This window comes from Marinimicrobium sp. (assembly GCF_002695945.1).
Lineage (GTDB): Bacteria > Pseudomonadota > Gammaproteobacteria > Pseudomonadales > Cellvibrionaceae > Marinimicrobium > Marinimicrobium koreense.
Genome location: NZ_NZQP01000012.1, coordinates 165,157 through 187,329, shown reverse-complemented (window position 1 = coordinate 187,329; position 22,173 = coordinate 165,157). Strand labels below are relative to the sequence as shown.

Genomic DNA, 22,173 nt, shown 5'->3' with positions numbered 1-22,173 from the left:
CAAGTCGTTCCACAACTGCTTTTGGCAAAANTTCCAGCGCCGCTCCNTGTCAGNCTTCCGACCACAGCTTGTTATAGTCTTTCTGAATATATANACATGAAACAACCTTTTTNCATTTATGGTTAATTTGACTTTAAGTNGTCTCGAGTCAACACTTCCCGACACTGATTCAACCTCAGATCACACTGAGGATTAAAAAGGACCTACTCGGGCCTGACGGGTGCATGCTAACCAACAATAATCATAACGCGACCCCAGCCCATGAGTCAGTGATGTACTGTCAAACCTGACAAGGCCTCTAACGTGGCGGGCGTTCACAGTGACGAAAGCCTGTTTCGTCGATTACGGCGGATAGCCCGTGACGAAAAAAATAACTCAATCACGAGGATCAAAGTATGCCTTTATTTGAAACCAACGCCGGGGCGAGANGCTGGATAAAATCNCTCTCTACCGCCCTGCTCACCTGNTCGGCCGTGCTGGGTATCTCGGCNGCCAATGCNCAGACCATNTGTGACAATCAGACCGGCACCAACGGTGGNTACTACTANACTCACTGGACCGATGGCGGCGGCTCCGCCTGCATGACGCTGGGCTCNGAAGGCAACTACGGCTACGAGTGGTCCAACACCGGCAACTTTGTTGGCGGCAAGGGCTGGAGCACCGGGGCGTCCAACCGGATCATNGGNTACAACGCCGGNAACTACTCGCCTTCNGGNAACTCGTATCTCACNCTNTATGGCTGGAGTACCAACCCTCTGGTGGAATACTACGTGGTGGATAGCTGGGGCAGCTGGCGGCCACCGGGTGGNACNTCGGTAGGCACTGTGTCCACCGACGGTGGCACNTANGACCTGTATCGCACCCAGCGGGTCAATCAGCCTTCCATCGAAGGCAACACAACNTTCTATCAGTACTGGAGCGTCCGGACCTCCAAGCGTCCACAGGGCAACAACAACACCATCACNTTCCAGAATCACGTTGACGCCTGGGCCAACCAGGGCTGGTANCTGGGAACCCACAATTATCAGGTCATGGCGACAGAAGGTTACCAGAGCAGCGGCAGCGCCAATGTGTCGGTCTGGGAATCCGGCACCGGTGGTGGTGGCGGTGGCGGCGGTAACGCCGGCGGCGGCAACACCGGGGGCAACGAGATCGTGGTGCGCGCNCGCGGCACAAATGGCGATGANCANATCAGCCTGCGCNTNGATAACAACACCGTGGCCACCTGGACCCTGTCCACCAACATGAGCAACTATACCTGGAACGGAAGCGCGACCGGCGGCATCACTGTGGAGTATGGCAACGACGCCAGCGGTCGGGATGTGCAGGTGGATTACATTCAGGTCAACGGCGCCACCCGTCAGTCTGAGAATCAGAGCTACAACACCGGNGTNTGGCAAAACAACCAGTGCGGTGGCTCNAATAGTGAATGGCTGCACTGCAACGGTGCCATNGGCTACGGCAACCTGTAACTCACTTACTGACCACCAGGTCGTTCTACCGGGGAGTGTNTCTTGCACTCCCCTTTTTTGATGAGTCACCGNNTATGAATCGACTACNCNTNTCAATTNTCGCNCTNACGCTGAGNAGCGCCAGNTCATNGGTTGTTGCNCANGTGGATATNTACCANAGCGATGCGTATTCCGTCGAAGANATGTGNGCNNGGGANGCCCAGCANANCGNNGANNNGGANTANAGTCAGGCNTACGAACAGTGCATCNACAAAAATCAGGANAACGAGCNGTATCANTCACNAGACGNCANCCCCNNNGCNGAGCANGAGNCNACATCCGAACATCNTCAGGNAANCTGAAGCGCTACATTNACCCAGGNCTCACTCGTCCTGAAAATANTCCGGATGCTCGCGCGGGATNAGNGTCAGCACCTTGTACACATCCTGCATATGCACGGACATGGCCTTGCGGGCCGCCTCGGGGTCGTGATTTTTCACCGCATTGAGAATATCGCGATGNTGATCGAGCACCCGGTGGTACTGACCACTCATGTGCAGACTGAGGTTGCGCACTCGGTCCATATGGGCTTTTTCGGATTCGATCAATTGCGTAACACGATGATACCCGGTNCGCCCCGACAGCGTCTGNTGGAAGTTATCGTCCAGCTTCTGGAACGCCAGGGCGTTATCGTTTTCCGCCGCAATGCGCTGCTCCTCCAGAATGGCTTCACACTCTNCTACCAACTCATCGTCCGCATGCTCGGCCACGTGGGNAATGACGGCCAGNTCCAGCGCCTCGCGAATAAANCGGGCCTCCAGAATGTTCTCCATGCTGAACTTCGAGACGTAGGTGCCCCGNTGNGGGAGTACATCAACAAANCCGATATTGGCCAGNTTGATCAGCGCNTCGCGCACCGGNGTGCGGCTGACACCAAACTGTTCGGCNAGNGCNGTTTCGGGAATCATCTGCCCGGGCTGAAACTCCATNCTGACGATGGCATCCCGGATGAANTCAAAAATCTGAGCGGACACCGACCGGTTGCCAGCGATTCGGCGTTTTTTGGAGGAAGGAATGCTCGCTGCTGACTTTGCCACTNTCGCCTCGTCTGGTCAGTTCTTGTCNTNGTTTTNCNAGTATACCCCAGAAGAAGNCGGGCCCGACACTCCGTATCGGGCCCNACGGGTTCACCNCTCAATCAATAGTCGACCCGCCGGTCGTTGCCCTTCGGGTGCCAGGGNTCGGGCACGTAGAAGGTGTGCTCCAGCTTNTTNTANTGCTCCAGNTCGTGCTCCGGCTCCGGCGACCCTTCCGGCAGGGGCAGNCCACTGANGCTCTGGAAGTAACTCACGCAGGAGTCGCGCCAGCGNATGGCNTCGCGNAGCTGNACNTCCAGTAGCGCTTTGACATGCTCGTAGCGCTCCCGGTCGATCAGCCCCTGCACTTTCNCCCATTCGGCCTGCATNTCCCGCACCTGNTGCACGCCCTCGTCGTATTTNAGNACCAGNTCNTCCCAGAGNGTACGGCCGGAGTTCATTTTGTAGNCCCAGCCCACATGGTGNAACCACAGCAGGTAATCTTCGTCGATCTGATCCAGATTGCCGAAATGCTCCCGCACCGGTCCATGGTACTGCTCGATGGCGTTGGAGCCGGATTCGGTACGATCGAAACCGATGCCGTCTTCGTCCGCCCGATGGTAGTACCAGGCGGTCCAGTCCATCCGCTCGGCTTCGTCATACCAGGGCGCCGGACCATAGTGGTGGCCCTGGGCAAAGAGGTGAGTCAGACCCAGCGGATTGCGGTAGTTGACCCCCGCCTCGCGGGAGTACGCCATCACTTCACCAATGGGGTCGAGAAAGCGGCGGTCGTTGGTGAAGGTCATGCGCATCCACTCTTCGGCGATCGCCTCGGAGCTGAGCTCATAGTCCCAGGCCATGCGACCAAAGGCATACCAACTGGACTGAACGAAGGGGTGACCGGTCCAGTTGCGATCGGTCCCGGGGTTGATCACCGCCGCCATACCGGTCTGTTCGTATTCAAAGACCTCACCTCCGAGAATTTTGCCGACGGTGCTGCCCTCGCCTTTCGCGTGGGTGTCGGCATCCAGCACTTCTTCAAACAGCGGGCCCTGGTAGGCCAAGTGATTGGAGAATCCAAAGTACTCCTGGGTGACCTGCAGTTCCATCATGATATTGGTGTCTTCCAGCGCGCCAAACAGGGGTGAGAAAGGTTCGCGCGGCTGGAAGTCGATGGGCCCGTTTTTGATCTGAACGATTACATTGTCCCGAAACTTTCCATCAAGCGGTTTGAACTCGTCATAGGCCTCACGGAAGCGGTCGCCCTGCTCCGGCGAGTAAACGAAAGCGCGCCAGAAAATCACCCCGCCGTAGGGTGCGACGGCATCGGCCAGGATGTTGGCCCCGTCGGCATGGTTGCGTCCATACCCCTGGGGGCCGGGCTGCCCCTCGGAGTCAGCTTTTACCAGAAAGCCCCCCAGATCCGGAATGTGCTTGTAGATCTGCTTGGCCTTGTCCTTCCACCACTGCTGTACTCGCGGGTCGAGCGGATCGGCGGTATCCAGATCACCGAAGGCCCGGGGCGAGTCATAATTGATGGACAGGTAGGTTTTGATCCCGTACTGGCGAAACACCTCGTTGAGCGCGGCCACTTTCTCCAGGAACTGATCCGTGAGAATACGCGGGTCGGCGTTGACGTTATTGATGGCGGTGCCGTTGATCCCCAGCGAGGCGTTGATCCGCGCATAATCCCGGTAGCGCGGGTTTTCATTGTACTCGGGCAGGGTGCCCCACTCCCAGAGTGACAGGCCGGCATAGCCGCGCTCCACCAGTCGGTTGAGATTGTCCCAGTGGTTTACCACGCGGTGCTGGACCTTGGGCGCCTCGGCGATGGCAAGCTCCTCAATGGCCTGTTGGGTCTGCAGCAAGCGAAGCAGATGAAAAGCCCCGTAGAGCACACCGCGGTCACCCTCAGAGGCGATCACGGTCACATCGCGACGTCCAATCCGGGTGGTTTCCAGCAGGAACCCCTCCGGCCCCTGTTGCGCCAAGCGGTCTTCCCAGCCCAGGCTGGCAATCAGCTCGGAGGTTTCGGGGGTACCTATGACCAGCGAGCCGCGCCGGGCCAGCGAGTCGCTGCGCTCCAGCGGCCTGTCCAGCAGGCCCGAAATGCCCCGTTGCAGCTCCTGCGCGGCCGACTCGATGACGGCCGGGCCGTCGGGAGCCACCAGGGTTCCCAGTTGTTTGCGGTAGTCCTTGACCAGGGAACTATCGCTCAGGGGCTGGTAACGCAGCCACATGTCGTAACCGTCTTCAGCGTGGGTAGCCAGGGCACTCAGGGTGCAGGCCAGGGCCAGACCGATCGCCAGGAGCTTTTTCATAGATAAGACCTACTCTCTTTGCGGGTTTCTTGGGTTATTGGGTACCAGACCGCATGATATAGTCATTTTTACTTTTATGGAAGTCTACTAGTATACAAGAAGCCGATGCAGCCCACGCCGCTCGGCGCAACCGGAACGGTTACGCCAACGGCTGACCCAGGTGCTGGATCAGAGTCTCGATGTCTTCAAGCGCCTGCGGGGAGGCGTCGATAATATTGAAGCCCGACCAGTGTTTGCCGTTATGATCGGCGTTGCGGGTCCAGAGGCAGTCCACTCCCAGGTGGATGCTGTTGCGACCATTGAGGGTTTCCGGCAGGTGCAGATCCAGTTTGTACAGCTTGTCCTCATCCAGAGGCTGATCCCCCATGATCATCAGACCGTGGGCGTTGATGTTGACCAGGCGCCCGAGATACAGGTCCCGCAGGTTGTCATAGACATCCACCGCTTCATCAATTGCATAGCGCGCCCATTGCCGCTGATGATCAATCATTCTGTGCTTCCTCCTGGGAGTGACCACCGACTTTGGCATTAAGCTGCTGGTAGATGTTTTCCAGGGCACGCTCAAAGAAGGGCTTGGTGCTTCCGGCAATAATCCGGGCCCGACCGGCGATCATATCGCGGGCCAACTGCAACCCGGAGTTCATCGCCACTTTGCGCCCCTGCTGATCCACCAGCATGTAGTGCAGGGTGCGCTTATTGTACCAGGCGACTTTCAGGCGTCGGCCACCCTCATACTCGAACCAGGTACCAAATTCGATCATTTTAAGATTGTCGACAATCTTCTGCTCTTCTTCGGTCACCGGTTCGTTCGCCACCCGACTATGTCCGGCCTTTTCGGCGGCGATACTCTCCAGCTTGGAGCGCATGGGTGCCGGGGCGGGCTCGGGACGACGACTCTGCAGCGCCATTTTCTGCAGCGAGGCGACCGCTTCGAGCAGTTTCTTGCCCTTGCCCTGATCGTAGCCGATGGTGTCAAAGCCGGACTGCAGCGCCCGGATAACCTGATCCTGAATATCCAGTTGGCGGGTTTTATCCGCCTCCAGGGTCTTGGGCTCCAGGGTCCAGAGCAGCTCGTCCATCACCTTCAGGCACTGCCGCCAGCTATCGGCATTTTCGCCGTAGCGAAGAATCACAAACGACAGGTAATCGGACCAGGGCTGCAGCAGCAACAGCAGCACCGCCGAGGGCAGTTCACGATTGTCGGTGCGCTTGCGCACTTCGTCGTTGACCCGCTGTTTGGCTTCGCGCAGCTTTTCCTCGCCCTGGACTTTCTCCAGCGCGCGGCGCTCCATCAGTTCCTGACGGCGCGCCAGGTTATGGGTATAGGCATTGAATTCGAGCAGCACCTCAGCAAACAGACGAACGTCGTTCTTGAACTCAGCCAACAACCGGAACACCGTGGTTTTGATCTTGTTGTACATGTCGTACTGGCTGGTGCCATCGTTGCTGACCCAGCGGGCCCCCGCCTCGGCGAGGCTGTTGAGCAGTACCCGCGCCGGATGATCGGTCTGCTCAAAAAAGTCCTTATCGATAAAGGCCATTTTGAGAAACGGGGTGTGCAGGTAGCTGAGCAGCGCCTTAACCGAATCCGGCAGGTTGTCATCCGAGAGCATGTACTCGAACAGCAGGCCCACCAGGTCGATGGTGTCCAGATCGCTGGGGTCGACGGTTCCGGGCTCATCGCTCTCGGCCGCCACCTGGGCCAGCATCTGCTGGCTGACCGTCTGAATCGATTGCGGCGTGGTGACCAGCCCGGCCTCGTTCTGGGACGCGGCCGCCTGGGTCTGGCTGAGTGCTTCGGCCTGCAGACTCTGCAGAACCCCCACCAGTTGTTGGCTGCTGTAGGGCTTGCCCCCTCCGCTCGGGTAGGGGGTGGCGCCCACGGCGGGCTCGCCGGCGGGACCTGACCCGCCGGGTGCTCCTCCGGTCGGGGCCACCTGGTGGGCGATATGGTTCTGCAACAGCCGGATGGCGTTGTAGAGCCCCGCCTGGTACTGGGTGTCGGCGGGAGTGGCGGTACCACTGAGAAGACGGTCCGAGGCGCGCCGCTGGGGCACGCCGTCCTTCATGGGCACCTCTTCCCCGGCGTCGGGCTGTTCACTGGGCTCGGCGCCCTGGGGCGAGTCATCCACCAGAGCGGTATAGCGCAGGTTGGGAAGCAGGTTTTCCTCGATAAAGTACTTATTGAGCTCCTCATAGAGCTCATCCAGGGCGCCAATGACCTCTTTATCAAAGGTTTTGTAGCCAATGATTTTGGTTTTGTTATCGAGCGTGATATTGAGCAGGGCTTTGCGCAGCGCCTCGCAGAACTGCACCGGGCTGACCGGGTTGCTGCGCTCGTCGATTTTTTCCCCGCCATTCAACAAGGCCAGACGCTGCTGCAGCGCCCAGAGCTGACCGGCAAAAAAGCTGTCGGCCCGATGGGTAATGGAGGTGATCGCGATGGTCTCCTCGAGATCCGAATGCTCCACCAGAGCGAGCATGTCGCCGCTGAAGCGCTCCTCACCGGTGAGGGTATTGAGCATCCGGTTTTTGAATTTGACGAACCCATTGCTGAGGCGTTGGCCAATATCCTCTTCCAGCTCGTGCTGGGAGGCCTCGATCATCCGCTTGTATTCGTACAGGGCCATCTGCTCCTTGTTGGAGCGCGCCCGTTCGGCATAGTCCTCCAGCCGAGCGCACCACTCGCGCCAGAATACGGGCAGCACCCGCTGGGCATAATCCATCATCAGGCTGCGGGCGTGCTTGAGGTGCTGCACCACCTGGGGGTCGTTCAGGCTATCCGGCGCCGATGCTCCGGCTCCGCTGTGTCGGGGGTCAGTCATGTTTTCTCCAGTGGTCGTTTCCGTGATCGTCACTGTTATTGTCCTCATCGGCAGATCATCCGAGATCCCGTGTCGTACCTACCCTGGATCGCCCTGGCATCAGGACGCTACCGCTTGCGGCGCAAGTCGGTTCTGGGACTTGCCCAAGCCCCACGAAAGAGGCTTCCCATAAGCATAGGTAGGGACTTGCCAATGTGCCACAGCGTGCGACATTTGTCACATTTTTCAGGCCGTTGGCCGCAAGGTGGCGCGCGCGGGATGAGCCGGAGGGCGAAGGGAGGAAAAAAAGCCCGGTCAAGACCGGGCGAAAGGGCTAGCTCGCAGATTAACGGGGGTAACCCGTCAGACTCTGGAGGCGGGACGCTCAGAGTGCCGGGATTACCCGGAGAAGCGAGACAGGGTGCATTCCGATCTCCTATACTCTGTGATAGCGCTTGTGTCTTCAAATACGGGCGATTTCGCCCCCCGGATCACCGGTTCGGGGATTTTGTGTTCCAGGCAATGATCCGGACTCCGCGCACCTCCGTATATGGGTTTATTCCGTTGTTCTGCCCCCCACTGGCGGAGCCCCGGCCGAATCCGAAAAGAATAGAGGACGAGCGAGGCGCTGTATGTTGCGGACTAAGGCACAATCAATGAGTAAAACAGGCCCCGGTAACGGGGAGGGCCCCGATTGGGGGGAACTGCTGGGTCGGGTCGCCCACCATGGCGACACCGCCGCGTTTCGCAAGGTGTATGACCACTTCGCGCCCAGAATCAAGGCCTATGCCATCAATCAGGGGATGAACCAGCAGGCCGAGGAGCTCGTTCAGGAAGTCATGACCAGCGTGTGGCGAAATGCCGACAAGTACCGCGACTCTCTGGCATCCGCCTCGACCTGGATTTTCACCATTACCCGGAATCAGCGCATTGATCTGCTCCGTAAGAAGGGCCGTACCAAGGCTGAAATGACGGTGGATACGGAAGAGTTGTGGCAGATCCCCACGGAGGACACCACTATCCGGTCCATCGAGGCGGGCTCGACAGAGAAGAAGATGAAGGAATCCATCCTTGAGCTGCCGGAAGATCAGATGATTGCGGTGCGCAAAGTCTATTATGAAGGTAAGACCCACCAAGAGGTGGCGGAAGAGTTGAACGTCCCCCTGGGAACACTGAAAGGCCGTCTGCGGCTTTCCATGAAGAAGTTAAGAGTGATGTTAGAGGCGACAGAACTATGAGTGCACATCATCCCGACGACCTGACCCTGCTGGAGTACTCCGCCGGCAGCCTGGGGCTAGCACAGGCACTCGCGGTGTCCGTACACCTTGGGTATTGTCTGCAATGCCAGAGCCAACTGCGCAAGCTGAACGCGCTCGGCGGCGTATTGTTGTCGGAAACCCGCCCAGCCAGTGTGGGGGCCAATGATGACCAGATTCCGGAGCGCAGCGATGTGCAGAACGAGTCTCTGGACAAGGGCTTCGAGCAGTTGATGGCACGCATCGGTTCTGAAGAGCCGCGCGCGGAAGCGCCAACCGGCGCGTCAGTCTCCAAGCGCTACCATAACCCCCTGGAACGCTACCTGCCGTCCTCGTTGGATGAGCTTGACTGGCAGCAGCAGACCCGCGAGATCGCCAAGTACGATCTGACCAATGTGGTGGATATGGGCAGCGCCCGGATCACCCTGCAGCGCATCAAAGCCGGCGCCAAGGTGCCCGTGCACACGCACCGGGGCAACGAGTTGACTGTGGTCCTGAAAGGCGGGTTTTCCGATGAGCTCGGCGTGTATCACGCCGGGGACTACATCGCCCGGGACCCGAGCCACCACCACAGCCCGACGGCACTGCAGAATGAGGATTGCATCTGTTTGACGGTGTTGGATGCGCCGATGCGGTTTACCGGGCCGTTGATGCGGTGGTTGAATCCTTTGTTGGCTTGGAAGGCGTAGGTGTATTGGTGACGGCGGATGCGGCGTTTTACCGCTGCGCTCGGCCCCTACACGACCTTTTAAGCATCGCCGTCCATAAAAAAACCCGCCGATTGGCGGGTTTTTTTATGGGTAACTCACCGGGAGGGTTACTCCTCGGTGGTTTCCTCGCTGGAGGCCGGAGCGTCCGCTTGCGCGTCGGCGTTGGCTTCCTTGATGGACAGCTTGATGCGGCCGCGCTGGTCGACGTCCAGACACTTGACCTTCACCATCTGNCCTTCTTTCAGGTAATCGCTGACCGCATTCACGCGCTCATCGGCGATCTGGGAGATGTGTACCAGACCGTCTTTACCCGGCAGGAAGTTGACGAACGCACCGAAGTCGACAATACGGACCACTTTGCCTTCGTAGATCGCGCCAATTTCCGCCTCGGCGGTAATTTCTTCGATCTTGGCCACNGCCGCCTTCAGCGCGTCGCCATCGTCGGCGTACACTTTGACGGTACCGTCATCGTCGATGTCGATGGACGCACCGGTCTCTTCGGTGATGGANCGAATGGTCGCCCCGCCTTTACCGATGATGTCGCGGATCTTGTCCGGATGCACTTTCAGGGTTTCAAAGCGCGGCGCATTGTCGCTCACGGTTTCGCGGGACTTGCCCAGCACCTTGTTCATTTCACCCAGAATGTGCAGACGGGCGCTCAGGGCCTGCTCCAGAGCGATCTCCATGATCTGCTCGGTAATGCCCTGGATTTTGATATCCATCTGCAGCGCGGTGATACCACTGGTGGTACCGGCCACTTTAAAGTCCATGTCACCCAGGTGGTCTTCATCACCCAGGATATCGGTCAGAACGGCGAAACCGTCGTCGTCTNTCACCAGACCCATGGCGATACCGGCCACCGGCGCCTTCAGCGGTACACCGGCGTCCATCAGCGCCAGGCTGGCGCCACAGACGGAGGCCATGGAGCTGGAACCGTTGGACTCGGTGATTTCACTGACCACACGCAGGGTGTAGGGAAATTCGTCTTCTTTGGGCAGAACCGCGCCCACACCGCGACGGGCCAGACGGCCGTGACCGATCTCACGACGACCGGTACCGCCCATACGACCACACTCGCCTACNGAGTAGGGNGGGAAGTTGTAGTGCAGCATGAAGGGGTCTTTGCGCTCNCCTTCCAGAGCATCGATGATCTGGGAGTCGCGGGCGTTACCNAGGGTGGCCACNACNANNGCCTGGGTCTCACCACGGGTNAACANNGCNGAGCCGTGGGCCTTGGGCAGGACACCCACTTCCACTTCNATCGGGCGAACNGTGGCGCTGTCGCGNCCGTCGATNCGGGGCTCACCGGCNATGATGCGCGAGCGCACCAGCTGCTTTTCCACGCTGGCGAACAGNCCTTCGATTTCGCTGGCGCTGACACCNGACTCCTCGGTGGCCAGTTGTTCTACCGCCTGNGAGCGCAGCTCGGACAGCTTGGCATAGCGCTCGGCCTTGTCGGTAATGCGGTAGGCTTCGCCGATACCGTCTTTGAAACCGGCTTCGACTTTNGCCTTGAGNTCGGCATTCTGCTNGACCGGAGTCCAGTCCCAACGGGGCTTGCCACCGTCACGGGCCAGCTCTTCACAGGCCTGAATNACCACCTGCATTTCCTGGTGNGCGTACAGAACCGCNCCCANCATGATGTCTTCCGGCAGCTCTTTGGCTTCGGATTCGACCATCAGAACCGCNTCTTTGGTNCCGGCAACCACCATGTCCAGCTCNGAGCCTTTCAGNGCAGCGTAGTTGGGGTTGAGCAGGTAGCCATTGTCCTGGGTGTAGCCCACACGAGCGGCGCCNATCGGGCCGTCGAACGGAATGCCNGACACGGCCAGACAGGCGGAGGTGCCGATCATNGCCGGGATATCCGGATCCACTTCCTTACAGGTAGACATGACGGTGCACACGACCTGCACTTCGTTCATGAAACCTTTNGGGAACAGCGGACGGATCGGGCGATCGATCAGGCGGGAGGTCAGGGTTTCTTTCTCGGAGGGACGACCCTCGCGCTTGAAGAAACCGCCGGGNATTTTACCGGCCGCGTAGGCGCGTTCCTGATAGTGNACGGACAGGGGGAAAAACGGTTGGTCNGGCTTGGCCTCTTTGGCNCCTACCACGGTACACAGAACCGAGGTGTCACCCATGGTGACCATGACGGCGCCGGTTGCCTGGCGGGCAACACGCCCGGTCTCCAGGGTGACGGTTTCGCCGCCGTACTGAAATTTCTTGATGATCGGATTCACTCTTCTATCCTTCTCTTCTTCACTTTCGTTCAATTGTGTGCGGTCACGACTCGGAATAATTCAAAGCAAATACTTCAACATAGCCTGGAAACAATTCGAGTTGTCGTGCAAGCGACTGGTGGCTCGCGGGGGATACAGTATTCGCCGGAGCCGGTTTTACAGCCCTCCGGCCCACCGGGGCCGAAGAGCGGAAAAAAATGTGCCCGCAAAGCGGGCACAGAACTCTTACCGACGCAGACCCAGTTTCTGAATCAGGTCAGCATAACGCTTGGTGCTCTTACCCTTCAGGTAGTCCAGCAGCTTACGACGCTGGTTAACCATGCGGATAAGACCGCGGCGCGAGTGGTGATCCTGTTTGTGATCNGCGAAGTGCTCCTGCAGCTTGTTGATNTTGATGGTCAACAACGCTACCTGAACTTCCGGAGAACCGGTATCACCTTCAGCCTGCTGGTACTCTTTAACCACTTCAGCTTTTTCTGCAGCACTCAGTGCCATAATCATTTCCTCTTGTAATATGCCGTAAAAAGAAACAGCCGCACCCGCGCATATTTACAGGTGGGTTGTGTACCCGAAGCCGAGGCTCCGGGGTTGCCGGCTTGCGCCAGCGAACGCTGTCATTCGCCGAGAGTCACTGGGGCACGCTGGCGGCCACCAGCCGCTTGGGCGCCACCCGACCCTCGTCGTCCAGCTCGCCAAGGCCCAGAAATCGGGGNTCTTCCGAGCTTGCGGTGCTTTCACCGAAGACCCGCACCATATCACCTTCATCGCCCAGACGGTAGACCTGGGGGTCCATCACCGGGTTGCCCTGGCGGAAGTAGTAGGCACTGTCGGCGGGCAGTACCAGCGCCGGCAGGGCCGCGACCGGGGTGTCCGCGGGCAGCAGGTGGTGGTCCAGCAACTCCGCCATCCCCTCGCCCCGCTCCGCCTCCAGCGCTTCCAGGCTGACGGCGTTGGCCACATCGAAGGGCCCGCTAAGGGTGCGGTGCAGCCGCTCAACCCGGGCGCCGCAATCCAGAGCCTGGCCCACATCTTCCGCGAGGGTACGAATATAAGTGCCCTTGGTGCAGAGGACTTCGACGTCAATCTCCGCCTGGGGGCCCGGCCGAAAGTCCAGCAGATCGATCCGGTGGATGGTCACCGGCCGGGGCTTGCGCTCGACCTCTTTACCTTCCCGGGCCAGTTTGTACAGCGGCTGGCCGTTGAGTTTGAGCGCCGAGAACATGGGCGGAACCTGCTCAATATCCCCCACAAACTGCTCCAGCGCCCGCTCTACCTGTTCGCGGGTCACGCCCGAGGCGTCGGCCTCGTGCAGCACCTCACCCTCGGCATCACCGGTGCTGGTGACCACACCCAGGCGAAACGTGCTCTGGTAACCCTTCTCCGCATCCAGCAGAAACTGGGAAAATTTGGTGGCCTCACCAAAGCACAGCGGTAACAGCCCGGTGGCCAGGGGATCAAGACTGCCGGTATGCCCCGCCTTGGCGGCGAAAAACAGCCGTTTGGCCCGCTGCAATGCATGGTTGGAGGACATCCCGGCAGTTTTGTTCAGCAGCAGTACGCCGTCAATCGGACGACCTTTGCGACGACGCGCCATCAGGCCTCCCCGTCGGACTCATCGTGGTGACGGGCCTTGTCATCCGCCACGGCCCGATCGATCAGGTTGGACAGCTCCTGACCACGAATGGCCGTCTTGTCGTACAGAAACTGCAGGCGCGGAACCGTGCGCATGTTCATTTCTTTGGCCAGCAGGGTGCGCAGGAAGCCCGCGGCACCGTTCAGACGCTTGGCGCCTTCCACGCCCTGCTCGTCGCTGTCATTGCCCACGAAGGTGACGTACACCTTGGCGAAGGCCATATCACGGGTCACGGTGACATCGTTGATGTTTACCATCCCGATGCGTGGGTCGCGGATTTCCTGGGGAATCAACTGTGCCAGGAGCCGCTGGATCGCATCGGACACCCGGTCCGAGCGGGTAAATTCTCTGGGCATTGCCAGCTCACCTCATATCTGATCGTGTTGCGCTATAAGACAGGAATGCCCCGGCGACTCTCATCACCGGGGCATGCGCTATCGAGCGGTGGGTGAATTACAGTTGACGGGCAACTTCCTTCACTTCGAACACTTCGATCTGATCACCGACCTTCACGTCGTAGTTCTTCACGCCAATACCGCACTCCATGCCGTTACGCACTTCGTTGACATCGTCTTTGTAACGACGCAGGGATTCAAGCTCCCCTTCGAAGATCACCACGTTATCGCGCAGAACGCGAATCGGCTTGTTCCGGTACACGGTGCCTTCGGTCACCATACAGCCGGCGACTTGGCCGAACTTGGGCGAGCTGAACACTTCGCGCACATCGGCAATACCGACGATGGTTTCGACACGCTCCGGCTCGAGCATACCGCTCAGGGCGCTCTTCACGTCATCCAGCAGCTGATAGATGATGCTGTAGTAGCGAATCTCGACGCCTTCGTTCTCAGCCAGACGACGGGTACCGGCCGGCGCCCGGACGTTGAAACCAAAGACAATGGCACCGGAGGTCAACGCCAGGTTGACATCGTTTTCGGTAATGCCGCCGACACCGGAGGATACGATGTTGACCTGCACTTCCTCGTTGCCGATTTCCATGAGCGAGGACTGGATGGCTTCCAGCGAGCCGCGCACGTCCGCCTTGACCACGACCGGCAGAATTTTCTTCTGGTCGCTTTCCATATTGGCAAACATGTTTTCCAGCTTGGCCGCCTGCTGACGCTGCAGCTTTTCCTTACGTTCTTTGTCAGCGCGGAACTCGGCAACTTCACGAGCCTTACGCTCGTCTTCCAGCACGGCGAAGTCATCACCGGCACTAGGGGCATTATCGAGGCCCAGAATCTCAACCGGCGAGGACGGCCCGACGGACTTGACCTGCTGGCCCAGCTCGTTGGTCATGGCGCGCACGCGGCCATAGCTCTGTCCAGCCAGCACCAGATCGCCGTGGTTCAGGGTGCCCTGCTGTACCAGCAGAGTCGCCACGACACCGCGGCCCTTCTCAACGCGCGATTCAACCACCACGCCCTGAGCCGGCGCATCTTCTACCGCTTTGAGCTCCAGAATTTCGGCTTGCAGAGACACGGCTTCCAGCAGCTCATCGATACCGGCGCCGGTGTGGGCCGAGACTTCNATGAACTGGGTATCACCGCCCCACTCTTCCGGAATCACTTCCTTNGCGGCCAGCTCGTTCTTCACCCGCTCNGGGTCGGCGTTTTCCTTNTCGCACTTGTTGATGGCAACCACGATGGGTACACCGGCGGCCTTGGAGTGCTGAATCGCCTCTTCGGTCTGGGGCATCACGCCATCGTCGGCGGCCACCACCAGAATCACCACGTCAGTACACTGNGCACCGCGGGCACGCATGGCGGTAAACGCGGCGTGGCCGGGGGTATCCAGGAAGGCGACTTCGCCCTGGCTGGTTTTCACCCGGTAGGCACCAATGTGCTGGGTGATACCACCGGCTTCGCCGGAGGCCACCTTGGTTTTACGAATGTAGTCCAGGAGCGAGGTCTTGCCGTGGTCGACGTGACCCATCACGGTCACCACCGGGGCGCGCGGCTTACCTTCGCCCTGCACCTTCACTTCCAGCTCTTCCTCGAGCTTGTGCTCGATTTCGTCTTCGCTCTTGAGCACNGCGTTGTGGCCGTACTCTTCGACCAGCAACTGGGCGGTNTCCTGCTCCAGCGGCTGGTTGATGGTGGCCATAACGCCCATTTTCATCAATTGCTTGATCACTTCGCCCGACTTGACGCTCATCCGCTGGGCCAGNTCGCCCACNGTGATGGTCTCGGGAATTTCTACGTCGCGAATAATCTTACCTGTCGGTTTTTTGAATGCGTGTTTGTTAGAGGCTTTGTGGGCCGCGCGCACACTGCGGCGACGAGCCAGAACCTCTTCGGATTCCGTTTCATCTTCCACCATCGCATAAATATCGGCCTTGGAGTTCTTCTTCGGGCCCATGGAACGCTTGCCCTTGCCGCCGGCGCGCTTGCGATGCTTGTTACCTTCTTCCTCATCAAACGGCTTACTGTGACGCTTTTCTTTCTTGCCGTGTTTGGTGTCTTCCTTTTCGGCCGGCGGCGCCACCGGTGCTGCCGCAGCCCGCTCNGCACGAGCTTCTTCCTGGGCACGACGCACTTCTTCAAGCGCTTTCAGCTCGGCTTCGCGCTTGGCTTCTTCCGCTTTGCGACGCTCCTGAGCGCGAATACGGATTTCTTCCGCGTCGTCNACAAAGGACGGACGCGTCGGCTCCGCCGGGGTCTCTTCNGACTTAGCCTCTTCGGTCTTGGCCTCTTCGGTCTTGGCCTCGTCTGCAGGCGCTTNCGCGCTGCTCTCGGCCTGTTCGGCACGNGCTTTGGCTTCCGCCTCTTCCGCGGCTTTCGCTTCGGCCGCNGCTTTCTCTTCNGCCAACTTGCGTGCGCGAGCTTCTTCGGCCGCCGCATTTTCCGCCGCTATCTTCTCGGCCTCCAACGCCTCTTCCTCGGCCTGCACTTCTTGAGGATCGCGCTTGACGTAGGTGCGTTTCTTGCGCACTTCCACGTTTACCGTCTTGCGCGCCGCGCCACTACCGGTTTTCAGGGTAGTGGTGGTTTTGCGCTTGAGCGTAATCTTCTTGGGCCCGTCCGAAGACTCCCCATGGCTGGTCTTGAGGTAGGTCAGCAACGTTTGCTTTTCCTCGTCAGACACCAGTGCGTCTTCGGTTTTCTGGCTCAAGCCGGCCTCTTGCATCTGCTTCAGCAGACGCTCGACCGGTGCGCCCACAGATTTGGCGAGTTCGCTAACTGTTACTTCTGCCATTGTGTATCCTCAGTGTTGTTCGTTGCCCGCGGTGCTCGACCTGAATCAATTTAACCGTTCAGGAATCAGGCAAACCAGGGCTCGCGCGCCTTCATGATCAGCGCCGCTGCGCGCTCTTCATCCATGCCGTCGATGTCCAGCAGGTCATCAATAGCCTGTTCAGCCAGGTCTTCCATTGTGACGATACCGCGGCCCGCCAGCGTTTTCGCCAGGGCCTCATCCATACCTTCCATATTGAGCAGGTCATCCGCCGGCTCTGAGCTTTCTTCCGAGGCCAGGGCCTGAGTCAGCAGCGCGTCTTTGGCGCGCGCACGCAGCTCTTCGGCAATGTCTTCATCAAAACCTTCAATGGCGAGCATTTCATCCAGCGGTACATAGGCCACTTCTTCCAGGGAGGTGAAGCCCTCTTCCACCAGAACGCCAGCCACATCTTCGTCGACATCCAACGCATTCATGAACAGCTCAATATAACTGCCGGATTCCTCTTCCTGCTTGGACTGCCACTCTTCCACGCTCATCACGTTGATGTCCCAGCCAGTCAGCTCACTGGCCAGGCGGACGTTCTGACCACCGCGACCAATGGCCATGGCAAGATTGTCTTCCCCGACCGCCAGGTCCATGGAGCCAGTGTCTTCATCCACCACGATGGATTCAATTTCGGCCGGCGACATGGCGTTGATCACGAACTGCGCGGGGTTGTCGTCCCACAGCACGATGTCCACCCGCTCGTTGCCCAGCTCGTTGGACACGGCCTGAACGCGGGAACCGCGCATGCCCACACAGGCACCGACCGGGTCGATGCGACCATCGTTGGTGTTGACGGCGATCTTGGCGCGCAGGCCGGGGTCCCGTGCGGCGCCCTTGATCTCGATGACTTCTTCGGCAATTTCCGGCACTTCGATCTTGAACAGTTCGATCAGCATTTCCGGGCAGGAACGGCTCAAGAACAGCTGCGGCCCCCGCGTTTCATTGCGGACGTCCTGCAACAGAGCGCGCACGCGATCACCGACCCGGAAGATCTCCCGACCGACCAGTTGGTCCCGTGGCAACAGGCCTTCGGCATTATTGCCGAGGTCCACAATGATACTATCGCGCGTCACTTTTTTCACGGTGCCGCTGACCAGCTCACCGACCTGGTCGCGATACTCTTCCACCATCTGGGCGCGCTCGGCTTCACGAACTTTCTGTACGATCACCTGCTTGGCAGTCTGGGCGGCAATCCGGCCAAACTCGACGTTTTCGATTTTCTCGCGGCAGATATCACCCACCTTGAGGTCGGGATCTTTTTCAGCCGCCTCTTCAGTGGTCAACTGGGTGCCCAGCTCGGCCACCACATCATCACTGACCACCTCCCAGGTACGGAAGGTTTCATAGTCGCCGGTGGCACGATCGATCAGAACTTCAATATTCGAGTCCTCATCAAAACGCTTTTTGGTTGCCGTGGCCAGCGCAGTTTCGATGGCCTGGAAAATAATTTCTTTTTCCACACCTTTTTCATTTGACACCGCATCGGCGACCAACAAAATTTCTTTGTTCATGAGCTTGCCTCGTTAAACTCCTTCACCGCACTTAATTAAAAGCGTGGGACCAAATTCGCTTTTTCAATCGACCCGATCGACAGCGTGTGCTCCGCACCATCCACTATCAAGACTACCGAGTCCCCTTCAACCGCCTGTAATTGACCTTTGAACTTGCGCCGACCCGCGACCGGGGCCCGGGTCTTCAATGAAATCACTTCACCGATATAGTGCGCATATTGTTCGGGCGTAAACAGTGGCCGATCCATTCCCGGCGATGACACCTCGAGGGTGTAGCGGTTGGTAATGGGATCTTCCACATCCATAAGGCTGCTCACCTGACGACTGACCCGTTCGCAGTCTTCCAGATTAACGCCTTCCTCACCCGGGCGATCAATATAGATGCGCAGCGTGGAGTAACGCCCCTGGGTCAGATACTCCAACCCCCAGAGTTCACACTCCAGCGCTTCAACAACGGGCGCGATCAGCGCGTGCAGCTGTTCCTGTTTGGACGCCATGAAATCGGTTCACCTGTGTGGCGGGGTGCCGCCCTGAAAAATAAACGCCGGGAGCGATGTAAACGCGTCCGACGCGGGCCCGCAGAGCAACTGCCACGAAGGGCAGTTACAAAAAATGGGCCAGAGGCCCATTTTCGAAACTGCGGCCACAGGCCTCTGTGGCGGGGGTGCACCCCTTTTTACAAATACAAAAAAGCCCCATGACAGGGGCTTATTCGAGCGCCGGCTTCTTTTCGGACCGACTGGGAAAGCTGAACACCGTATAAAGGTCACTCATCAACTTTCCAAAATAAGTGGTAGCGGGGGCTGGATTTGAACCAACGACCTTCGGGTTATGAGCCCGACGAGCTACCAGACTGCTCCACCCCGCACCTTCAACTCGGCGGCACTGCCTAACCGAGGTGGCGAATTATAGGCATACACCCAGGGTGGGTCAACCCCAATTTCAACTTATTTCAAATACTTGCGCCATTAAGCTTCTTTACACTTGAGCATCCGGCCACGGTATCGAGCCGTATCCTTAACACCTATAATGACGCCATCAGGTTTCATTCCCATGACCCAATGCACGGAGGTTTTCGATGACACATCTACTACGCACTTTACTGGGCACCGCCACCCTTGCCCTGGCGGCGCTTTCCGCCCAGGCCGACAGTCCCAGCGCCTATATCATTTCCCCGAGCGATGGCGATACGGTCACCAGCCCGGTCACCGTGAAATTCGGCCTCAAGGGCATGGGCGTGGCCCCGGCGGGCGTTGAGCGGGACAATACCGGGCACCATCACCTGTTGATTGACCTGGAGACACTGCCCGACCTGGACATGCCGATTCCGGCGGACGATCAACACGTCCACTTCGGCGGCGGCCAGACCGAGACGACGGTGGAGCTGGAGCCCGGCGAGCACACGCTGCAGCTCCTGCTGGGGGACCACCTGCACCGTCCTCACGACGAGCCGGTGGTATCCGAGAAGATCACCATTACGGTCAGCGAGTAACGTGCACGCAACCGGCGCCCCACCAGGGCGCGCCGGTTGCGTCACTCAGACCACGCCCTGAATACGGGCAATCATAAAACTCACCCCGCTGAGCATCGTCAGCACCAGCAAAATCACTCCCAGTAACGTCCAGAGCCGGAACGGCTTGCGCTCGACACTATTCACACCCCGACGGGTAACCGCATCAACGCGCGCCTGATCTTCCGGGGTCAATTGAGGTTTATGCACTGCCTGCCTCCACGAGGACATCATTCAACCGGAGCACCGACTCGGCGGCGCCAAAGGCAGACAGTATAGAACGGGAAACGGGCCGGCAAAAGCGGCGGCGTGGCGGGACTTAAATACGCTGATCCAGGCGGTTACCGGAGCGCCCCTCACTGGTCAGGCCGCTGAGACCGACCAACTGGATGTAGGTGTCGATATTGCGCTGACGGGCATCCTCAACCAGCTCGCTGCGGCGGTTTTCCCGCTCCGCCTCCTCGCGCTCACGTTCCGAACTGAGCTCGTCTCGCCGCGCACTGGATTCGCCCTCCTCATCCGGCGATGTACGCCTTTCTTCGGCCTCCTGCGCCTCCATCTGGCGCAATTCGGCGCGTGCCTGAGCTTCCATTTGCGCCGCTTCAGCGGCCACCCGCCGATCGGTATCGGAGGGTTCGGCCGGCGCGTAGGCCGCGCGCCGAATCTGTTGCGCTTTTTCAATGGTCGCCTGAGGGTCGTTCGGTATCCGGCTGGTATCTATGGGGACCTCTCCCGACACCGCATAGGAAACGCCATCGGGGCCGTGCACGAAGTCGTACTGGGGGGCACCGGCATAACGACCGCCGAGGGCCGCATGGGCCTGCTCGTGCTGACGGACCTCACGATCCCGGGCCGCCAGCTCGCGGATTTCGGCCTGGGTTTCCAGCGCCTGCTGCTTCTCCCGACTGTCGCGGAAAGCGCTGCGAGGATCATCGGATGCGGGGCTGGCCGGCGACGCGCCGGATTCAGCCGTCAAACCAGCGCCCTGAGCCCCGGAAGACTGACCGATACTCGCCTCTGACGCCAGGGCCGCCTGGCCGGAAGCGGACAGCGTGACCCGGTCGTTGCGATTGGTTTCAAAGGGAGGCGGCTGATCGGTCTCTGGAGCGCTGGAGCGAATACGCGGGTCGCGGCTTTCCTGCTGCTGCCACTGCTGATCGGTTTCTCCGGGGCGCTGATCGGGGGAGCGGAAGTTCTCGCTTCGGGCCGTCTCGGCCGATTCCTCCAGGGGCTGGAGGCTGGAACCTCTGAGGTCCTCGGTTTCCTGCCCCACAGGGGCACGCCCGGCGGGCACAAAGGGCGCCACGGCGTTGGCAAAATTGGAGGGAATGACCGAGGCCATGATCGAAGGCGGCTATCAGGCCATGGTGTCAATCAGCCGACCGACATTTTCATCGGCGGCTTCAAGCACCCGGGCGTTACTGTCAAACACCTGCTGCTGGGCCTCGATATTGATCAGAGGCTCCACAATCTGCAGGCTGGAGGCCGATTCGGTCGCGGGCACGGTGCCCGACTGGACGATCTGCTGCGCCGAGCTGGTCATTTCAGACTGGCTGCGCTGCATGCCGATCAAGGCCTGATTGACGGCAGAACCAATTTCCATCGTATACCCCCTTTCATTGCGGCCTGAGCGGCCGATCTGAGAACGCTGTCCTCGTTAGTTTAGCGCGCCAACTGACCAAAAAACAATCAAGACCGGCAATTTATCAGAGTTTTTTGCAGTAAAACGGCCATTTATAGAACCGAACGAACTAACCGATCAGGGGGTCCAGGTTCAGGTGCTCGGCAACGGCAGAGGGGGTCGGCGAAGACAGTGTCGGTACCCAGCCAAGAAACGGCGCTCGCAGGCGTTGCCCAAGCGCGTCCACATTCTCCCGCAGACGCGGCATATCCGGGTCCAGCACGTTGGCTACCCAGCCGGCCAACGGCAAGCCATCGCGGGCAATCGCCTCGGCGGTCAACAGCGCGTGATTCAGGCAACCCAGGCGCACCCCCACCACCAGAATGACCGGCAAGTTGAGCTGTCGGGCCAGATCCGCCAGGGTTTCAGCCGGATTGAGCGGCACTCGCCAGCCCCCGGCGCCCTCGACGACGGTAAAGTCCGCCTGCCCCAGAACACCGCGGCAATAGCCTGCCAGACGATCGGTCGACAGGGGCCGCCGGGCTTCCAGCGCGGCAATGTGGGGCGCGATGGCCGGCTCGAGGGCCACGGGGTTGACCTGCTCGTAATCGAGGGGCGGATTGACCACCGACTGCAACAACAGGGCATCCTCGTTGCGCAATCCGTCCGGGGTCCGCTCACAGCCCGCGGCCACCGGCTTGAGCGCCGCCGTGGTCAGACCCCGACTGTTGGCGGCCTGAAGCAGGCCGGCTGCGATACAGGTTTTACCCACACCGGTGTCCGTGCCGGTGACAAAAAACGCGTGTTTTGCCATGGTG

Annotated in this window: 19 protein-coding genes and 1 tRNA gene; 4 read left to right on the top strand and 16 right to left on the bottom strand. The window is 59.5% G+C overall.

Translation table 11 applies throughout. The annotated features are described in order from the left end of the window. Nucleotides 1-395 precede the first annotated feature (395 nt). Complete coding sequence (locus tag CMG77_RS01740) at nt 396-1,472, top strand: glycoside hydrolase family 11 protein (protein ID WP_502691718.1); 1,077 nt, start codon at nt 396-398, stop codon at nt 1,470-1,472. Between the two features lie 362 nt (nt 1,473-1,834). On the opposite strand, the gene CMG77_RS01735 is transcribed toward CMG77_RS01740, so the two are convergent. From CMG77_RS01735 to CMG77_RS01715, 4 genes are all read right to left on the bottom strand, one after another. Continuing rightward, nucleotides 1,835-2,485 carry a GntR family transcriptional regulator gene (locus CMG77_RS01735; RefSeq protein ID WP_502691725.1) on the bottom strand — a complete coding sequence of 217 codons (651 nt, stop codon included), beginning with the start codon at nt 2,483-2,485 and terminating at the stop codon, nt 1,835-1,837. A gap of 164 nt (nt 2,486-2,649) precedes the next feature. Next, nucleotides 2,650-4,767 (bottom strand): alpha-glucuronidase family glycosyl hydrolase, encoded by a 2,118-nt coding sequence (locus CMG77_RS01725; RefSeq protein ID WP_502691724.1) that lies wholly within the window; start codon nt 4,765-4,767, stop codon nt 2,650-2,652. A gap of 220 nt (nt 4,768-4,987) precedes the next feature. Then, nucleotides 4,988-5,338, bottom strand: a complete 351-nt coding sequence (locus tag CMG77_RS01720; RefSeq protein ID WP_286804834.1) for a PilZ domain-containing protein — start codon at nt 5,336-5,338, stop codon at nt 4,988-4,990. Further along, the gene (locus CMG77_RS01715; RefSeq protein WP_123638136.1) at nt 5,331-7,673 is read right to left on the bottom strand and encodes a DUF1631 family protein; all 2,343 of its coding nucleotides are present in this window, start codon (nt 7,671-7,673) and stop codon (nt 5,331-5,333) included. Before CMG77_RS01715 ends, CMG77_RS01720 begins: the two co-directional genes overlap by 8 nt. 635 nt (nt 7,674-8,308) lie before the next feature. Between CMG77_RS01715 and CMG77_RS01710 the strand changes: the two genes are divergently transcribed. Together CMG77_RS01710 and CMG77_RS01705 are read left to right on the top strand one after the other, a co-directional pair. Further along, nucleotides 8,309-8,890: a sigma-70 family RNA polymerase sigma factor gene (locus CMG77_RS01710; protein ID WP_024461084.1), complete on the top strand. Its 582-nt coding sequence runs from the start codon at nt 8,309-8,311 to the stop codon at nt 8,888-8,890. Beyond that, entirely contained in the window at nt 8,887-9,597 is a 711-nt protein-coding gene (locus CMG77_RS01705; RefSeq protein WP_286804833.1) for a ChrR family anti-sigma-E factor, read from the top strand. The genes CMG77_RS01710 and CMG77_RS01705 overlap by 4 nt, the downstream gene beginning before the upstream one ends. Before the next feature lie 128 nt (nt 9,598-9,725). Here the strand turns inward: CMG77_RS01705 and pnp are convergent, their stop codons facing one another. From pnp to CMG77_RS01665, 8 genes are all read right to left on the bottom strand, one after another. After that, nucleotides 9,726-11,858: a polyribonucleotide nucleotidyltransferase gene (gene pnp / locus CMG77_RS01700; RefSeq protein ID WP_286903506.1), complete on the bottom strand. Its 2,133-nt coding sequence runs from the start codon at nt 11,856-11,858 to the stop codon at nt 9,726-9,728. Between the two features lie 225 nt (nt 11,859-12,083). Beyond that, on the bottom strand, nt 12,084-12,353 hold the full coding sequence (gene rpsO, locus CMG77_RS01695; protein ID WP_286903505.1) for a 30S ribosomal protein S15: 270 nt from the start codon (nt 12,351-12,353) through the stop codon (nt 12,084-12,086). A 133-nt stretch (nt 12,354-12,486) separates the two neighbouring features. Further along, nucleotides 12,487-13,452 (bottom strand): tRNA pseudouridine(55) synthase TruB, encoded by a 966-nt coding sequence (gene truB, locus CMG77_RS01690; protein ID WP_286903504.1) that lies wholly within the window; start codon nt 13,450-13,452, stop codon nt 12,487-12,489. Beyond that, nucleotides 13,452-13,847 carry a 30S ribosome-binding factor RbfA gene (gene rbfA, locus CMG77_RS01685; protein ID WP_123638140.1) on the bottom strand — a complete coding sequence of 132 codons (396 nt, stop codon included), beginning with the start codon at nt 13,845-13,847 and terminating at the stop codon, nt 13,452-13,454. The genes truB and rbfA overlap by 1 nt, the downstream gene beginning before the upstream one ends. 97 nt (nt 13,848-13,944) lie before the next feature. Beyond that, nucleotides 13,945-16,686: a translation initiation factor IF-2 gene (infB, locus tag CMG77_RS01680; protein ID WP_286903503.1), complete on the bottom strand. Its 2,742-nt coding sequence runs from the start codon at nt 16,684-16,686 to the stop codon at nt 13,945-13,947. A 65-nt stretch (nt 16,687-16,751) separates the two neighbouring features. Then, nucleotides 16,752-18,224 (bottom strand): transcription termination factor NusA, encoded by a 1,473-nt coding sequence (nusA, locus tag CMG77_RS01675; protein ID WP_123638142.1) that lies wholly within the window; start codon nt 18,222-18,224, stop codon nt 16,752-16,754. Between the two features lie 35 nt (nt 18,225-18,259). Continuing rightward, a complete protein-coding gene (gene rimP / locus CMG77_RS01670; RefSeq protein WP_123638143.1) occupies nt 18,260-18,721 on the bottom strand; it encodes a ribosome maturation factor RimP in 462 nt (153 codons plus the stop codon). 294 nt (nt 18,722-19,015) lie between these two features. Continuing rightward, nucleotides 19,016-19,092: transfer RNA gene (locus CMG77_RS01665), tRNA-Met, on the bottom strand. 210 nt (nt 19,093-19,302) lie between these two features. Here CMG77_RS01665 and CMG77_RS01660 point away from each other — a divergent pair. Then, on the top strand, nt 19,303-19,716 hold the full coding sequence (locus tag CMG77_RS01660) for a DUF4399 domain-containing protein (RefSeq protein WP_024461093.1): 414 nt from the start codon (nt 19,303-19,305) through the stop codon (nt 19,714-19,716). 45 nt (nt 19,717-19,761) lie between these two features. On the opposite strand, the gene CMG77_RS01655 is transcribed toward CMG77_RS01660, so the two are convergent. The 4 genes from CMG77_RS01655 to bioD form a co-directional block, all read right to left on the bottom strand. Next, nucleotides 19,762-19,944, bottom strand: coding sequence for a DUF3094 family protein (locus tag CMG77_RS01655; protein WP_286804825.1), 183 nt, complete (start codon nt 19,942-19,944; stop codon nt 19,762-19,764). A 109-nt stretch (nt 19,945-20,053) separates the two neighbouring features. Beyond that, entirely contained in the window at nt 20,054-21,076 is a 1,023-nt protein-coding gene (locus CMG77_RS01650; protein ID WP_286804824.1) for a putative metalloprotease CJM1_0395 family protein, read from the bottom strand. Between the two features lie 15 nt (nt 21,077-21,091). Further along, nucleotides 21,092-21,337 (bottom strand): hypothetical protein, encoded by a 246-nt coding sequence (locus tag CMG77_RS01645; RefSeq protein ID WP_024461096.1) that lies wholly within the window; start codon nt 21,335-21,337, stop codon nt 21,092-21,094. A gap of 148 nt (nt 21,338-21,485) precedes the next feature. Further along, on the bottom strand, nt 21,486-22,169 hold the full coding sequence (bioD, locus tag CMG77_RS01640; RefSeq protein ID WP_286804822.1) for a dethiobiotin synthase: 684 nt from the start codon (nt 22,167-22,169) through the stop codon (nt 21,486-21,488). Nucleotides 22,170-22,173: the final 4 nt, after the last annotated feature.

Excerpts from the sequence above, each read along its gene's own strand:
- rimP (WP_123638143.1), bottom strand. The coding sequence starts at position 18,721 with ATGGCGTCCAAACAGGAACAGCTGCACGCGCTGATCGCGCCCGTTGTT.
- rbfA (WP_123638140.1), bottom strand. The coding sequence starts at position 13,847 with ATGCCCAGAGAATTTACCCGCTCGGACCGGGTGTCCGATGCGATCCAG.
- CMG77_RS01650 (WP_286804824.1), bottom strand. The coding sequence starts at position 21,076 with ATGGCCTCGGTCATTCCCTCCAATTTTGCCAACGCCGTGGCGCCCTTT.
- bioD (WP_286804822.1), bottom strand. The coding sequence starts at position 22,169 with ATGGCAAAACACGCGTTTTTTGTCACCGGCACGGACACCGGTGTGGGT.
- CMG77_RS01645 (WP_024461096.1), bottom strand. The coding sequence starts at position 21,337 with ATGGAAATTGGTTCTGCCGTCAATCAGGCCTTGATCGGCATGCAGCGC.
- CMG77_RS01660 (WP_024461093.1), top strand. The coding sequence starts at position 19,303 with ATGACACATCTACTACGCACTTTACTGGGCACCGCCACCCTTGCCCTG.
- CMG77_RS01710 (WP_024461084.1), top strand. The coding sequence starts at position 8,309 with ATGAGTAAAACAGGCCCCGGTAACGGGGAGGGCCCCGATTGGGGGGAA.
- CMG77_RS01705 (WP_286804833.1), top strand. The coding sequence starts at position 8,887 with ATGAGTGCACATCATCCCGACGACCTGACCCTGCTGGAGTACTCCGCC.
- nusA (WP_123638142.1), bottom strand. The coding sequence starts at position 18,224 with ATGAACAAAGAAATTTTGTTGGTCGCCGATGCGGTGTCAAATGAAAAA.
- CMG77_RS01720 (WP_286804834.1), bottom strand. The coding sequence starts at position 5,338 with ATGATTGATCATCAGCGGCAATGGGCGCGCTATGCAATTGATGAAGCG.
- CMG77_RS01715 (WP_123638136.1), bottom strand. The coding sequence starts at position 7,673 with ATGACTGACCCCCGACACAGCGGAGCCGGAGCATCGGCGCCGGATAGC.